The sequence below is a fragment of the Alkaliphilus metalliredigens QYMF genome (genome assembly GCF_000016985.1).
Taxonomy (GTDB): domain Bacteria; phylum Bacillota; class Clostridia; order Peptostreptococcales; family Natronincolaceae; genus Alkaliphilus_A; species Alkaliphilus_A metalliredigens.
Window position 1 is genome coordinate 2,953,012 of the sequence record NC_009633.1, and the last position, 14,686, is coordinate 2,967,697.

General features: G+C 35.5%; 10 protein-coding genes. 2 read left to right on the plus strand and 8 right to left on the minus strand.

Annotation, left to right across the window (positions count from 1 at the left end):
* Positions 1–56: 56 nt before the first annotated feature.
* A complete protein-coding gene (locus AMET_RS14465) occupies positions 57–1,136 on the plus strand; it encodes a S41 family peptidase (RefSeq protein ID WP_083761006.1) in 1,080 nt (359 codons plus the stop codon).
* 283 nt (positions 1,137–1,419) lie between these two features.
* Here the strand turns inward: AMET_RS14465 and AMET_RS14470 are convergent, their stop codons facing one another.
* From AMET_RS14470 to AMET_RS14480, 3 genes are all read right to left on the minus strand, one after another.
* Complete coding sequence (locus AMET_RS14470) at positions 1,420–2,073, minus strand: hypothetical protein (protein ID WP_012064054.1); 654 nt, start codon at positions 2,071–2,073, stop codon at positions 1,420–1,422.
* 233 nt (positions 2,074–2,306) lie between these two features.
* Positions 2,307–3,347 (minus strand): AbrB family transcriptional regulator, encoded by a 1,041-nt coding sequence (locus AMET_RS14475; RefSeq protein ID WP_012064055.1) that lies wholly within the window; start codon positions 3,345–3,347, stop codon positions 2,307–2,309.
* A 17-nt stretch (positions 3,348–3,364) separates the two neighbouring features.
* Positions 3,365–4,342 (minus strand): MBL fold metallo-hydrolase, encoded by a 978-nt coding sequence (locus tag AMET_RS14480; protein ID WP_012064056.1) that lies wholly within the window; start codon positions 4,340–4,342, stop codon positions 3,365–3,367.
* 445 nt (positions 4,343–4,787) lie between these two features.
* Here AMET_RS14480 and AMET_RS14485 point away from each other — a divergent pair, with 445 nt between their 5' ends.
* On the plus strand, positions 4,788–5,999 hold the full coding sequence (locus AMET_RS14485; RefSeq protein WP_012064057.1) for a hypothetical protein: 1,212 nt from the start codon (positions 4,788–4,790) through the stop codon (positions 5,997–5,999).
* 133 nt (positions 6,000–6,132) lie between these two features.
* On the opposite strand, the gene AMET_RS14490 is transcribed toward AMET_RS14485, so the two are convergent.
* The 5 genes from AMET_RS14490 to AMET_RS14510 all read right to left on the minus strand — a co-directional run bounded on the left by AMET_RS14490 (position 6,133) and on the right by AMET_RS14510 (position 14,648).
* Complete coding sequence (locus tag AMET_RS14490) at positions 6,133–6,753, minus strand: HAD-IA family hydrolase (RefSeq protein ID WP_012064058.1); 621 nt, start codon at positions 6,751–6,753, stop codon at positions 6,133–6,135.
* Positions 6,754–7,025: 272 nt separating this feature from the next.
* Positions 7,026–8,192, minus strand: a complete 1,167-nt coding sequence (locus AMET_RS14495; RefSeq protein ID WP_012064059.1) for a M20 family metallopeptidase — start codon at positions 8,190–8,192, stop codon at positions 7,026–7,028.
* Between the two features lie 112 nt (positions 8,193–8,304).
* Positions 8,305–9,489 carry a hypothetical protein gene (locus AMET_RS14500; RefSeq protein WP_041721698.1) on the minus strand — a complete coding sequence of 395 codons (1,185 nt, stop codon included), beginning with the start codon at positions 9,487–9,489 and terminating at the stop codon, positions 8,305–8,307.
* Positions 9,490–9,869: 380 nt separating this feature from the next.
* A complete protein-coding gene (locus AMET_RS14505; protein ID WP_012064061.1) occupies positions 9,870–11,861 on the minus strand; it encodes a methyl-accepting chemotaxis protein in 1,992 nt (663 codons plus the stop codon).
* 891 nt (positions 11,862–12,752) lie between these two features.
* Positions 12,753–14,648 (minus strand): glycoside hydrolase family 13 protein, encoded by a 1,896-nt coding sequence (locus AMET_RS14510; RefSeq protein WP_012064062.1) that lies wholly within the window; start codon positions 14,646–14,648, stop codon positions 12,753–12,755.
* Between the last annotated feature and the right edge of the window lie 38 nt (positions 14,649–14,686).

The following is a 14,686-nucleotide window of genomic DNA, read 5'->3' on the forward strand; positions in this document are numbered from 1 at the left end:
CGAAGGTCATGTAGACTTAAGATTCAATATGAACGGAATAAGTAAATAGATTTTTTATGGGTAAAAATAAAATATCACTACCATGTGAAAAGACAGAGGGGAATGAGCCAATTATGACGGACGAAGAAAAGGACGATGAAACGCCTTCGGAGATAATCATGCAAGACATAGAGCAGGATCAATTAGGTGATGAAGAAATACCCCAGCAGTCTTCAAAGAAAGTATACCGACTCTTAAGTCTCTTAATCATTATATCTATGCTATTTGTATTTGTCCTACCGCCCTTAATCAATTCCATCGTTTTTTTGCAAACCTTTAGAGGAAATGATTTAGAGCCTGGGGAGGCACAGGAGTTACTTGGATATTTCGAAGAAAACTATCTATACCAGGAATTATTTGAAGAAGAGACCTACCATCAGAAAAAACAAAAGCTACTCAGCAGAAATTCCATCTCCAGAATGAGACTTCATTTGTTTATTAAGAATATGACCAATCATGTGGGAGATCAATATACTTATTTTTCAGGCAACACACAAAAACCCAATACTAAAAGTCCTTCAATTGAAAGTGAAATCATCGATGAAAATACTTATTATATTAGACTGCACGAATTCAATGAAGGTATTGCTGAAAAAACCAAAAGAACTCTTGTAAAGAGCACCCATCCAAATCTAATAATTGATTTAAGAGGAAATCCTGGCGGTAACCTTAGAGAGTTATTGGGAATTGCAGAGTTGTTTTTGCCTGAAAATATAGAAGCCTTTCGACTAGAAGGAAGTAATCAATTACAGTCATTTATAACCAGAGAAGAGATGTTGGAGCCCTATAAAAGAGTCTTTATCCTTTTAGATAAAAAAAGTGCCTCTGCCTCTGAAATTCTCGCCCTCACTATGAAGCTCAATATGGAGAATGTGGTGGTGATTGGCAAAGAAACTGTGGGCAAGTCCGTAGCACAAACTGAGCAGAAAGACAGCAACGATACCTATTCCTTTTCTATTGTTTCCTATAGGTGGTTTGTACAAAATGAATCAGTTGATCATTTACAGAACTATCTTTTGGAATACAAAGATGTCAGGTTAAACAACCTTGATGATTATATTAAAGTTGTCAATAGAATAATCAAAAAATTTAACTAAAAAAAGAATCTATAGATGTATTACTTTAGCAAAATGTTGGCATAATACAGTTAATGAGAATATCGTGTACAGGTATTTTAGTCCCCCTTTAATCCTGGTATATCACGATATTCTCATTTTTTTGTCAAATAAAATTATGCCACTGGCTAGAAGGGTTCTCTTTCCAATAATTAAAGCCCCTTAATAGGGGCTTTAAAAAACAAATTTTAACTCATATCCGATCCTTTTATTCATTTTCAAGTCAAGTTTACGTATTTTAACAGAGATTATATGGAAACCTTAATCATGCCTTCTTTCTCTGCCACGGTTGATTAATTCCCCTATCAGGTAACTCTGATGGACAAAGTGTCAGGTTTATTGTCCCTGCCGACTTTATTTCTATTTCATTTGTATTGTGATTGATATTTGACGAACTCATTCCTTTTAAATTTCCCATATAAATGAACTTGCTTCTTATATTTAATAAATCTTGAGGTCTAACCGTATTTCTCGCTATTTGAAGATCTGCAATGCCACTTTCCTTTAAAATGTAATATACAAACTCTGAGCAAAAGAATCTATTATCGCAGGGTTCTTTTCCGCTGAATAGAATAGGAAATAATCCCTTATAATTATATTTATAAAGATTACTATTGGATATGAAATGGTCTATTAGACTATTAGCCTTCTTGTACTCTTCTTTTGACACCTCCACCTCCATTATTACACCAGGTAAGGTTTTATGAAATTTATAGATGCCTTCATTGATATTCTCCTGCTTGAATCTTCCAAGGCAAGGATTATAGGTATATTTTCTTCCGAAACTGTACATACGGTCAAGATCTTTATCTAATGCAATGGCCGCATGGGTATATTCATCATTTTTTACAAGCTTTATGATCTTTGATACAGCAGTGCTTGGACTTGTTAGAACTATATATAAATAATATTTTTTCAATATTAATTCCCCCATTTATTTACTCAATCTATTCATTATACCCTATAATATTTAAAAATGAATTAAGAATATATTAAATATAAATTAATTTTATAAACATATACTTTATGAAGCAGTAGATTTACCACATAAATCATATTAAGCTTGTTGTTTACGAAGTGGGAGGAAACTTCAAGTATCCCAAAGCCTTCTTCATATGAGACGTGGTATACAATTTACTTCAGTCATTTCTTCTACCTTAAATACCAGTTGAATATTTGAGGTAAGATTAAATAAATTGCCAAAAGTCTCGTTGTCTGGAATAAACTAACAAGAAAAACATCAGATTCTATCTCTTCTGCCACAATAATCATTTGCGAGAGTCCTGCTGGAGCTGAACATAATAAACAAGTGCTAAGATCCCACTTAGTTATGTTCTTAATAATGATTGCTAATAAAACCCCACTTAACACCATAAAAAGAGGTAAAATAATCATTGGTCCTATTAATCGAGAAAATTGTTGAAAGGTTTCTTGGGTGAAACGCAACCCGATACTGATCCCGATTCCGATTTGAGCTATTAGTTGTACAGATTTAGGTAAATACGCAGATTTATTTAATATAATACTACTGCCCCCTACACCGATTATTGCACCAATTAGTCCCCCTGCAGGAAAATTTAAGTACATCAGTAGAACCCCTACAATAAGACCAGTGCCTATAATCTCTACAGAAACTTTTCTTTTAACAACTTCTTCTATTACATCTTTTTTGTCTTTTATTTTCTCTGTGTACCCACCATTCTTTTTCTTAATACTTAATGACAAAAACGGTATAAAAGAAACAATAAAGGTTAATCTAAGCAATTGTAATAATGCAACCGTTGGAACATCAGCTCCATAGGCAAATGCCACCACACTCATCTCCGTCAGGCCTCCAGGCGTTCCTGCAAGAAGGGCTGTAGCCACATCCAAATCAGTCAGAGTCAGCAGAACATTTGCCGCAACAAGTGAAGACCCAACAGTCCAAATAAGTATCAGTATAAAAGAATAAAGTACTGTTCTTCTTTTTAATAGCTGGAATTGTCCCCTTGTTATTCTCATTCCCACAAAAATTCCGATAATTAATTGAAATATGGATACTGATACTTGGGGCAAATGAGGAAAATTAAATCCTCCGATACTGGCAATACCTACAAATATCATTGGGCCTAATAAAGCAGGAGCTGGGGCCTTAATTTTTCGCATCACTAACCAGCCAAATAGACCGATTGATACTATTAATAGATAAATCATGGAATTCCACCCTCCTTTTAAACACTAAAATAAAATAATCCATTCTCCTTTTTCATCATGATTCTCTTTTCATAGACAAGATATTCTAGATGGCTCATGGCTTCTCCTGCAGCAAAGGATTTTTGAGCTGGCGGAAAAGCATTCCAATCCTTAGCACGAATTTTCCAACTCATCTCTTTGGCCACATCCTCCACAGTCATTTTTCTTCCTTTTTCAGTCAAGATACTTACAATTTCTTGTAGTCTATGCTCATGATGCAATAAGAGCTCATCGATTCTTTTTCTATGGTCCCTTATGATTTTTCTATGGGAGGGCAGCATGAGTTGAATCCTATAATCATAGATTTTTTTTAAGCTCTCAAAATATTGATTTAGTATGATAGGATATTCAAATCCCCAAAACCCAATATTGGGTGTAATGGGATCTAAAACATGATCAGCGGAAAAATAAATCTCATGTTTCCGTTCATACAAATTAATCATATTTGGCGTATGGCCTGGCACCGATACTATATCAAAACGATAATCATCCACAGCTAGTTGATCTCCTTCTTTGAGAATGGTAAATTCGAAATCCCCCGATGGAGCGTAAATCTTTCCTGGATGCGTATCTAAAAAGTCTTCTTCCACCTCAAGGCCAAAGGATTTCAATTGTAGGCTCATTTCCATCCAATTTTTCTCATCTACTAGTTCTTTTGTAGCAAAGCCATCACCTTTACTCATCAAAATCTTAGCACCACGTTGATACAATTCAGAAGCCAGACCCGAATGGTCCGCATGAAGATGAGTAATCACCACTTCTGTATTTTTGATATCTACATCTAGTTTGTTTAGGCTTTCAAAAAAAGCCGCTTTACACTCTTCACGATTAAATCCAGTGTCCACAATAATATTTTTTTCTTTTCCTTTTATGATATAGCTATTTAAAGCCTTAAGTGGATTTTCAGGCAGTGGAATTTCAGTACGATAAATATTTCCATATACTTGTTCTATCATTTTATCCAACCTTTCCTCATCAGTCTTTTCTTTTGTGCTAAATTAAATTGCTTATTTATCATGACAAAATAAATTTATATATATATCTTTATTTCACCTAACAACTCTTGTATTCCTGCATATCAAAATATATTACTTTAAATTTCCACCGCAGTATTTGATATAAGGCATTTTTTCTTCATAGGGTTCTTTTAATATCTCATTTATTCTTTAGAAATCATTATGAAATAATCTTACTTCTTACTGAAGCGTATATAAAGTCCTTGTTTGCCATAGGAAATATTACAATTGTATGACTTATACACTATAAATTGGAAATGTAGTCATTAAAATGGTATAATATCGAAGTAGTACATTGAATTCTTCATTATTTTATCTTGAATGATGAGTGTACTTTATTTTCATTCAATAAAAAATCAATTCATTAAAAAAGGAGTGTAAAAAAATGAAAAAAGGTTTAATTATTACCCTGTTAATCACATCCATGCTGTTTATGGTTGGTTTTGCACCAACAGCAGGACAGTCATATTGGGAAGAAATGAAAAAGGTGTATGAGTGGGATGCTATGGAAGGTGACACAGATTTAGAAGTCATCATATCAGTTCCTGGTCAATTAGAAGCAACATACAATATTACCATGTACTCACAGACAGATTTAGAGGCATTTGTTTCTTACATCGAAATGGAAGTGGAAATAGAAGAAGCAGATGAAACAACACATCAAATTCCTACAGTAAAAATGTATACCAAGGGATCAAATATATACATCAATACTGATCTTGTTGTTCACTTGTTATCTTTGGCTGAATCAGAACTACCCTTCGAAACAGAGGCAGAATATATCATGTTACAAAGTGGCGAAAATAACATGAACATGGACTTAACAAGTCTAACAGATATAATCGGATTTTTAGAAAACATGGATTTGGGAATCGATTTAGGTATGACACAAGAAGGTGACACCTATTCCTTACGAATAGAGTCTGATAAAATGATAGACCTTTTAGATGTTTATATCAAATATGTTATCACTAATATGGACCAATTAACAAATCTATTTATGCAAGGTGATGTGCCAGAAGAAATGGTACTAACAGAGGAACAACAAGCAGAAATGCTAGAAATGTATGAGATGTATATTACACCTCAAAAGGATATGGCAAAGGGATTTATACTTGGTAGCTATTATGACCAAGTGACAACATTCCATGAAAATAGCTACACAGAAGATGCTGAACTGTTTTTTACTACTCCAATGGGAAAAATGCATATAGATATGATCTCAAGCGGACAAAAACTTGATACTACTACCATTGAGTTACCAACATCCGTCATGGTTATCACTGAAGATGAACTGACAAATCTGATGATTAGTGGATTTGGTGCTACACAGGATATGCCCGAGGGATCGCAATTACAAGCCATCGTAGATCTTCAGGGTGACTACATGAAAATTACAGAAGGTGAAGTCCTAGAAGGAAATATTAATTTGAAAGTAGAAGAAGGCAGATCATATATAGTGGTAGAAGACATCCAGGAGTTACTGGATATAGAGTTTGAAGGCCTAGAAGGCTTCATGATGATCCAAGACCTAGAGCAATACGGTTATCAGATTCAATGGAATCCTGATAGTCGTACAATAGAAATTTATAACTAAAAGTAAAAAAGATAGAAAACAAAGTGGTAGGGAAGTCTCTGCCACTTTGTTTTTTTTATCACGTTTTTATTATAAATACTTAAAACCGCTGACCTAGGGGATCAACGGTTTTAAGTACACTTGTTTTATTCCATTATACGATAGATAATATCTCTTCTGGGCTATTCACAATATAATCTGGTTCTTTCTGCTTAATGGTTTCCAGCAAATCAAATCCCCAAGAAACTGAAATAATTTTCACACCAACTTTTTTACAAGCAAGAATATCCCTTTCCTCATCACCTACATAAATGATTTCGGAATTACTTAGTTTCTCTTTCTTCATAAAAGCGTTCAGTACCTTATCTTTCCCAAAGATATGCTTGGAGGCAAACACTTCTTTAATGCTATAAATCTGATTTTTTTCCAAAAACTCTCTGATATTGTCCTCAGAATTTGATGAGATAATTGCCAGCTCATATCCTCTGTTCCTCAGTTCATCCAGCACCTCTTTTATCCCCTCAAACAGAGCAATATCCTGTATAGAGCTTTTATATTCATTGTAAAAGTGCGCTGCCCAAAAGGGCAACTTATACATTGGCACACTTAAATGTTTGCATCTTTCTGGAATAGATAATTTCCTTAGGAAATCAAATTCCTCTTTCTTTACTTTTTTGAATCCAAATTTATCCGATAGCTTATTAACTGCATTGATAGCAATATCTAAAGAATCAACTAAGGTTCCATCGAAATCAAAAATAATGTATTTTATCATAATTACCTCCTAAGTTACAGGGATGCTTTATTTGACATTGTTATCTTTAGCTAGTCTTTATTCCCTATTATATCATAATATTTGACTTCTATCTAAAAAAACAAAGAACGCAACCCTACTATTTTATAACAGAAGATTAACTCACAGATTACCGAATTGACTTTATGAAAAAATAGTTCTCAAATCAATAAAACACCCCACAAGTATTTTTGCCTGTGAGGTGCTCTACATTTTAACCATACTTGTCAATGTTGTTTCAATGGTATGATCCTTTAGTTATTCAAAAAGTCTAACGCATATTGGACATATAAAGCAGTCCCAATTTCTAATGCATCCTCATCCATGTTAAACCTTTCATGATGATGGGCATAACAGGCATCCTTTTCTTCATTCCGCATCCCTACAAAAGCCATGACGCCAGGGGCCTTATTTAAGAATAATGCAAAATCCTCACCACCTGTGGTCTTTTCCATTTCTACTACACCATTCTCTCCTAGAATCTTTTCAACTGACCCAGCAGCTATTTTGGCACATGTGGGATCGTTGATTGTAGGAGGTGTCCCCGGGGTATATTTTAATGTGGCTTCTGCTCGATAGCTTGCGGCTGTATTTTTTACGATTCTCTCCATGACACTTGGTAACATATCTCGAATCTTATTTTTAAAACATCTTGTGGTACCAGATAATATGGCTTTATTAGCAATAATATTAAATCTTGTTCCAGCATGAAAGGAACCAATTGATAATACAACTGAATCTAATGGACTAAATTCCCGACTGACAACTGATTGTAAATCCATAACAACAGCAGAGGCAGCTACAACAGCATCTATTGCCTGATGAGGCATTGACCCATGACCAGACTTTCCATTGATTATAATCTCAAAAATATCTGCTGATGCCATTCTAGGTCCCGCTTCGATGGAGATCTTTCCTACCTCTATTCCTGACCAAAGATGTATGGCAAAGCTTCCATCTACATCATCCATAAAATTAGATTCATCAAGCATCTTCCTAGCCCCAGCAGCTACCTCTTCAGCCGGTTGAAATATAAGTTTTACGGTGCCATTAATTTCATGTTTCATCTCATTGAATACTTTGGCCGCCCCAAGCAACATGGCAGTATGTCCGTCATGGCCACAGGCATGCATTTTACCGGGAAACTTCGATTTATAGGGGACGTCATTGGTTTCTTCAATCTCTAAAGCGTCCATGTCAGCCCTAAGAGCTACGATCTTGCCCGCCCCGATCCCTTTAATTGTCGCAACAACCCCTGTACCTGCTACTGAGATATAAGGGATCGAAAGCTTATCTAACTCAGCTTTAACAATTCCTGATGTACGAAATTCCTCCCAGCTTGACTCCGGATTCATATGAAAATCTCTTCTCATTTGGATTACATAGTCATTATACTTTTTTACAACGTCTTTAATCTCCACTAAATCACCTCTGCTAAGTTTAATATCGTTTCATAAACGACTTCGATTCCTCTTCAATATCTTTTCTAATTCTTTCCTCCTTAGTAAACCTCCTCTAATCTCCTTTAATTTTTTATATAAATTTTATAAATATACCAGCAATAATAACTGATGCCACCGTTACAGTTGTAAAGCCACCAACCAACATCCGTGGTAGCATTTGATCCATGAGGAAGTCTCTTTCTTCCTTTGTATTGGCTAAAGCCTTTGTGGCTTCATCAGTCAAAATATAGTTTGGGGGGAATCCATAAAGTCCCGTTAAGGCAATGGCAAAGGCCATTTCCTTCGATACCCCGAGTACCCTTCCCACTATGATAGAAATAATGCCCATACCGATCACCCCTATTATGATGATACCAAATAGTGGGACGGCCATCTTTGCAACCATTTCCGGTGTGGCTCTTGCAAGTCCTGCAAATACGAAGGCCATCAAGGATGTCATTAACCATCCAAAGGATCCAGACAAATTAAGTGGCTTCCTATCTACTATACCCAGTTCAGCTGCAATCACGCCAAATAATAGACAGATCACAAACTTAGAGATAATTTCATTTGTTGCAGTTGCAAACGCTACGGCTGCCCAGGCGACTAATCCCAATCTCATCAAGATTACGTAAGTTGTATTATACTTTTCTGGCACAGGAGGAATGATTCTAAATTTGCTTTTTTGCTCTGGTACCTCCACTGTTTCTACTTTTGGCTCCCATACCATTTCACCACTTCTATATTTGCGGATCAGCGCCGTTCCTTCTTTTTTAAGACATAGAGCTGTAATTGGATATCCAATAAACCCTTGGGCTACATAAACTAATATGGCAAGTACTGATAGGTCGTCTAATCCTTTGGCCGCTGCAGCTTCAGACATCATAATGGAAGCTACAATCCCACCTGTCAATGGCGGTGTCGCTATGACTGCTGCATCCCAGCCAAAAAACAGCCTACCAATCGTCATTACACCAAGTACAACACCAATAATTCCAGCAACCCCTATGGTGATGGTTTTCCATTGGCGGACAAGCTCTTTAACACTCATCATAGTACCCATGTGAGTTATCAATAGGTACATTGCCAGTAACGCACCGGGCATTCCAAGACTAGATATATCTACTATGGTTTGTGGGAAAAATGTCCAAAAACCGATGATAAATAGTACAGCTGTCACAAATACAGATGGTACAAATGCCTTTGTTTTTGTCGATACGATGTCACCAATTGCTAAAGAAATTAAAATAATTGTAAATGCCATGATAATATTCATTTCCAAAGCTAACGACCTCCCCCTTATAATTACACTGCTTATAATAATTTCCATCTCCTTCTTAGTATTCAGTATATTTACATGGGCAGCTCTTTTATGTCATATATCTATTATAGATGTTGACTTTATCTATCATTTATCATCCTAAGCATATTTAAATGGAATCCATGGATCTTAGACTGAAAATAAAGACATGAGAAAGGCACCTATTCTATATCTAGGTACCTTTTCCTTCAACAGATAATGCTTTATTTTTTTATACTAAAAACCATTCAGTACTGTTTCATCAAAGCAATTATATTTTTCACAAATTCCATTTGTTATTTCAAAAGAGGTATTTCCATTAACTGGCAAGTTCAATTCTAAAAGTGCATTTCCGTTTAATACTTAAATTTAGCAATGTTATTTTGCATTTCTTCAGACAATCGCGCTAATGAATCACTGGCATTAGATATTTCTTCCATAGATGCCGTCTGCTCCTCTACGGATGCTGAAGCTTCCTCAGTTCCAGCAGCATTCTCTTGAGATATGGCCGATAGGTTTTCAATAATTCCTATAATTCCATCTTTTTTACCTTCCATTACTCGTCCCGATTCATTGATTGACATTATGATTTCCGTCATTTTTTGAATTGCACTATCAATTCCTTTAAATTTAGTATTTGTCAATTCTACACTTTCTGCCTGAGAATTCACAATTTTTGCGACCGCTTCCATTGTATTAACAGCATTCCCTGTCTTATCTGTTAATTCCTTGATGATAGCGTTGATTTCCTCTGTAAATGAATTAGATTGTTCTGCTAGCTTTCGTATTTCATCTGCTACCACTGCGAATCCCTTACCGGCTTCTCCTGCTCTAGCAGCTTCTATTGCCGCATTTAGTGCCAATAGATTAGTCTGTTCAGCAATACTTTTGATCATTTGACTTGCATTGTCAATCTTTTCTGCACTTTCATTGGTATTTACAATGATTTCATATACTTCTTTGGATGACTTGTTATTCATCTTTGTCTTTTCTATTAGCTCTATTAAGATTTCTAAGCCTTCATCCTTTAGTTTTGTTACTTCATTGGTGGATAGATTTAGGTCCTTAATATATAGTTGATCCTTTTCTATTAATTTCCCTAATTCATTAATGTTTTCTGCTCCTCTTTCTGTATCCTCAGCTTGGCTATTTGCTCCCTTTGCGATCTCTTCTATGGTTCTAGCAACCTCTTCTGCTGCTATTGCTGATTCTGTACTCGTTGATGTTAATTTTTTTGAAGATGTCGATATATATTGTGCATTTTCAGCAATGGTTTGTATAAAAGACCTAAGGTTATGGGTAATATTGCTAAAGGATGTAGATAAAGCACCCAGTTCATCTTTTCTAAGCAACAATTCTTGTGGTAAATCCTTAGTAAAGTCTAACCTTGATATGTTCTCACTATATTCTGTAATGGCTGATATGGGTTTCGTTATAATATTTGATATCATAAATGCTGCTATCCCCATTATAAGTAAAACTAACATTATTAACATCGTAAACATTCTATTGAGATTGGCGATACTACTTAACAATATACTTCTGGGTATTTCCACAACAAGTTTCCAATTTAATGTATTGTCTATTGTTGCAAAGAATAAGTAAACCTCTTCTCCATTTACTATACCCTCGATAATACCCTCTTCATCACTTAACATCTTTTCTTTATCATTTGTTAACTCTCTATATACACCCTCTTCAGCCTCAATAACATTTTCTATCATGGCAACACTTTCATCTCTATGGGCAATAATTAATCCATTTTCATTTATGATCCATCCAAAACCCTTTTCTTCAATATTGATATCTTCGGATATTTCAGCAATTTTGCTCAATGGCAGAGCTGCAGATAGTAATCCCACTTTATTCCCATCATGATCAGTTATCACTTGAGCAATAGAAATAATAATATTGCCTGAAGATAAGGCTAGAAAAGGATCTGAAACAAAGCTATCTGCTCCATTTTGAAATATTTCCTTCATATAAGGACTTTGAGATAAATCTAAAGTAGCATCAGTTGAAGCCCATGCATTTCCATCCGGTTCAACCAGCGCTACAGATTCGTATTCACTGTCATTGGCTATTCTCTTTAGATACTCCTTAGATTCCTCTATGTTCATTTCTTTAAGATAATCGTATTCTGCTATATGCTCTAACTCACTAATTCTAGCATCGATGTATTCCGAAATTGCATCTGAATTGGACTTTACAATTTCATTACTAAGCATTTCAGAAATTTCTACTATAGATTCCTTAGATAAATAAGATACTGCTAATCCTGTAGCTGAAAATAAGATAACACTTATTAAAATAAATACAATGGTTATTTTAAATTTAAGTTTTTTCAATACAAACCCGCCCTTTTTATTTATTAGCATAATAAATAAGCAATCGGTCAAATTTCATAGTAAAAGCAAATAGGATAACAAAATTATTTAAAGTAATATATCCTCTTAATCCTTTGCTATACTTTTACTAATAAAACTGGTAAATCGTTTGAATTATTCAAATATTTAGTACGCTTATAAAATAATACCATTTTAATGTCGGATTTACAATGTTTTTGTCTTTAAAACTCGTTTTATAGAAAGTGTTTATTTGTATGTCATGTTGTTATGGTAGCTGTTAATTAGATTTTAACGACTAGGATTCACTTCCTTATTGAAATAAAGATTAGGCTGACAAGGAAAATAGGATGATTTAAGTGCGGGTCTCACTAATGTCTCAACTATAGAAAGCCAAATCACCAAGAAAAAGTTTAGCATTACGCTATATGAGAGGGAGCTTATTCTTGTAAATGGAAATAAAACAAAAATAATCATTCCCAAAGAGGCTATGGACACCGTTATCCACTTGAGAAATCTATTTTGGTTCATTTTGATCATTTTACCACTCACCAGCTTTCATATACAAAGGATTAATTTATGTTTGGATTCTGATCATGATATAGACCACAAACACATAGATCTATCTACTATCAGTCAAATCATTCTGCATAAACCTACTAAATCCTTTTGGAAAACAGTAGGTTTGACAAAATAAACGATCCGATTCTATGAGGATTGTGGTGGCCTTCGTACCTATTCATGGTGAAAATATAGACATGGCAAAGGCACCTATTTTTAGATAGGTGCCTTTGTCATCAATATATTTTGTTACTTTGTTATTTTGTTAATCCTAGAACCAATCTCTTTAGCTAACTAGCTATAACCATAACTCTTAACAATACCAAAATAAACCTATCTCTTTATATAAAACACCTTTCCCTCCAGGGGCTCTAGCCTGACCCTGGCTTTTCCTTCTATCACTTCGAGGATGTCGTCAGAAATTAATAGGTTTTTAAAAACCCCGTTTCCTAATTGTTCTAGGTTATTCAAATGCAAATCATAGGCCTCTGCGTTGCTTCTATTGAAAAGAACAAAGGCTCGTTCCCCATCCTTTTGTCTCACAAAGGTATACACATCCCGATCTCCATAGGGAGAATACCAATCCCCTTCTACAAAAACCTCATGGTCCCGTCTGATCCTAGTTATTTTTTTATACCACGCCAGAATTTCTTCGTTTTCACTGCCCCATGGATAGGTCCGTCGATTATCGGGATCATTCCCGCCCTCTGCACCGGCTTCATCACCATAATAAATGCAAGGAATCCCCGGGAATGTCATTTGAAACAGGCTTAATAGTTTCAGTCGCTTCACAGCCACTTCCTTTTCATCCGTTATTGAGGAATGATCCCCATAAGCTAATGCTGTCAATGCCCTAGGGACATCGTGACTTCCAATGATATTCATCAAACTATAAAAATAGGGCTTTGGATAATTTTCATAAAGCTTCATTAACCGTGCCTGAAGTGTCACCCCATCACCACGGGTTAAAAAGAAATCTAATAAGGCTTCTCTAAGGGGATAATTCATCACAGAATCTAATTCCTCACCAAACAGAAACTCTCTTTTTTCTCCATGACTTATTTTATTGGTGGCATCCTCCCAAACCTCTCCAATCAATACTGCTTGGGGATCTGTCTCCTTAAGGACTTTCTTCAATACTTTAATAAAGGCTGATGGCAGCTCGTCTGCCACATCTAATCTCCAGCCCTTTACCCCCAGCTTCATCCAATGCTTGATCACACTATCCTCATCTCTTATGATGTAGTCTAGATAGGAAGGATCCATTTCCTCCACATCAGGCATGGTATCAATTCCCCACCAGCTCTTATACTGGTCAGGGAAATGATCAAACTGATACCATGAAGCATAGGGAGAATCCTTTGATTGATAGGCTCCTAATGATTGATAGTTTCCCTCTTTGTTAAAGTACAGACTGTCACTGCCGGTGTGACTAAAGACGCCATCTAAGATAATGTGTATTCCACGTTTCTCTGCTTCCTTGCAAAATCTTTCAAATATGTTGCTATCCCCTAATAAAGGATCTATTTTTTTATAATTTCCGATATCATATCGGTGATTGCTGGGGGATTCAAAAACGGGGTTCAGATAGATAGAGGTAATCCCCAATTCCTCCAAATAATTTAGTTTTTCGATGATCCCTTGTAGATCACCACCAAAAAATTCCCACCTTTGAATTCGATTGGTCTCAGCCTCTCGAATATACATTGGCTTATCTTCCCAGGAGCCATAAAAGAAGCTATTCTTTTTTACATGCTGATTTTTTGTACCGGTCTCACCTTCATAAAAACGATCGGGAAAAATTTGATACATAACAGCTCTTCTAAACCATGAAGGCACTTCTACTCCAGCTTTATACACTGTGATTTGAAAGGAATGCCCTTCATGCCACTTCAGCATTCCCTGACCTCCAAGCTTTTCATCATTATTGCAATAATAAATGACTTCTCCCTGGATGATCAGCTTGAACTGATACCACAATAATCCAGGGATTTCTGGACAGTTAATTTCAGTTTCAAAAACGTGGCTTTCATTATCGGTCTCTATTTGGTACATGGAGATCTCTCTTTTTCCTCCATTGTGATCAACGATGCTTAAAAATACCTGTTCTATATTTTTCATTGTATCTATCTTTACACGCAGCTTAATTTTTTCGCCACATTCTGCCGCTCCAAAGGGATTACGAAAGTAAGATTTTTGAGAATCGTGTAGCACATTTAACTCATTCATTATTTTCACCTAATTCCCCACATGATTTTTCTGCTTTC

Coding starts and splice junctions, on each gene's coding strand:
- AMET_RS14465 (WP_083761006.1), top strand. CDS start 57: ATGGGTAAAAATAAAATATCACTACCATGTGAAAAGACAGAGGGGAAT.
- AMET_RS14475 (WP_012064055.1), bottom strand. CDS start 3,347: ATGATTTATCTATTAATAGTATCAATCGGTCTATTTGGCTGGTTAGTG.
- AMET_RS14480 (WP_012064056.1), bottom strand. CDS start 4,342: ATGATAGAACAAGTATATGGAAATATTTATCGTACTGAAATTCCACTG.
- AMET_RS14485 (WP_012064057.1), top strand. CDS start 4,788: ATGAAAAAAGGTTTAATTATTACCCTGTTAATCACATCCATGCTGTTT.
- AMET_RS14490 (WP_012064058.1), bottom strand. CDS start 6,753: ATGATAAAATACATTATTTTTGATTTCGATGGAACCTTAGTTGATTCT.
- AMET_RS14500 (WP_041721698.1), bottom strand. CDS start 9,489: ATGAATATTATCATGGCATTTACAATTATTTTAATTTCTTTAGCAATT.
- AMET_RS14510 (WP_012064062.1), bottom strand. CDS start 14,648: ATGAATGAGTTAAATGTGCTACACGATTCTCAAAAATCTTACTTTCGT.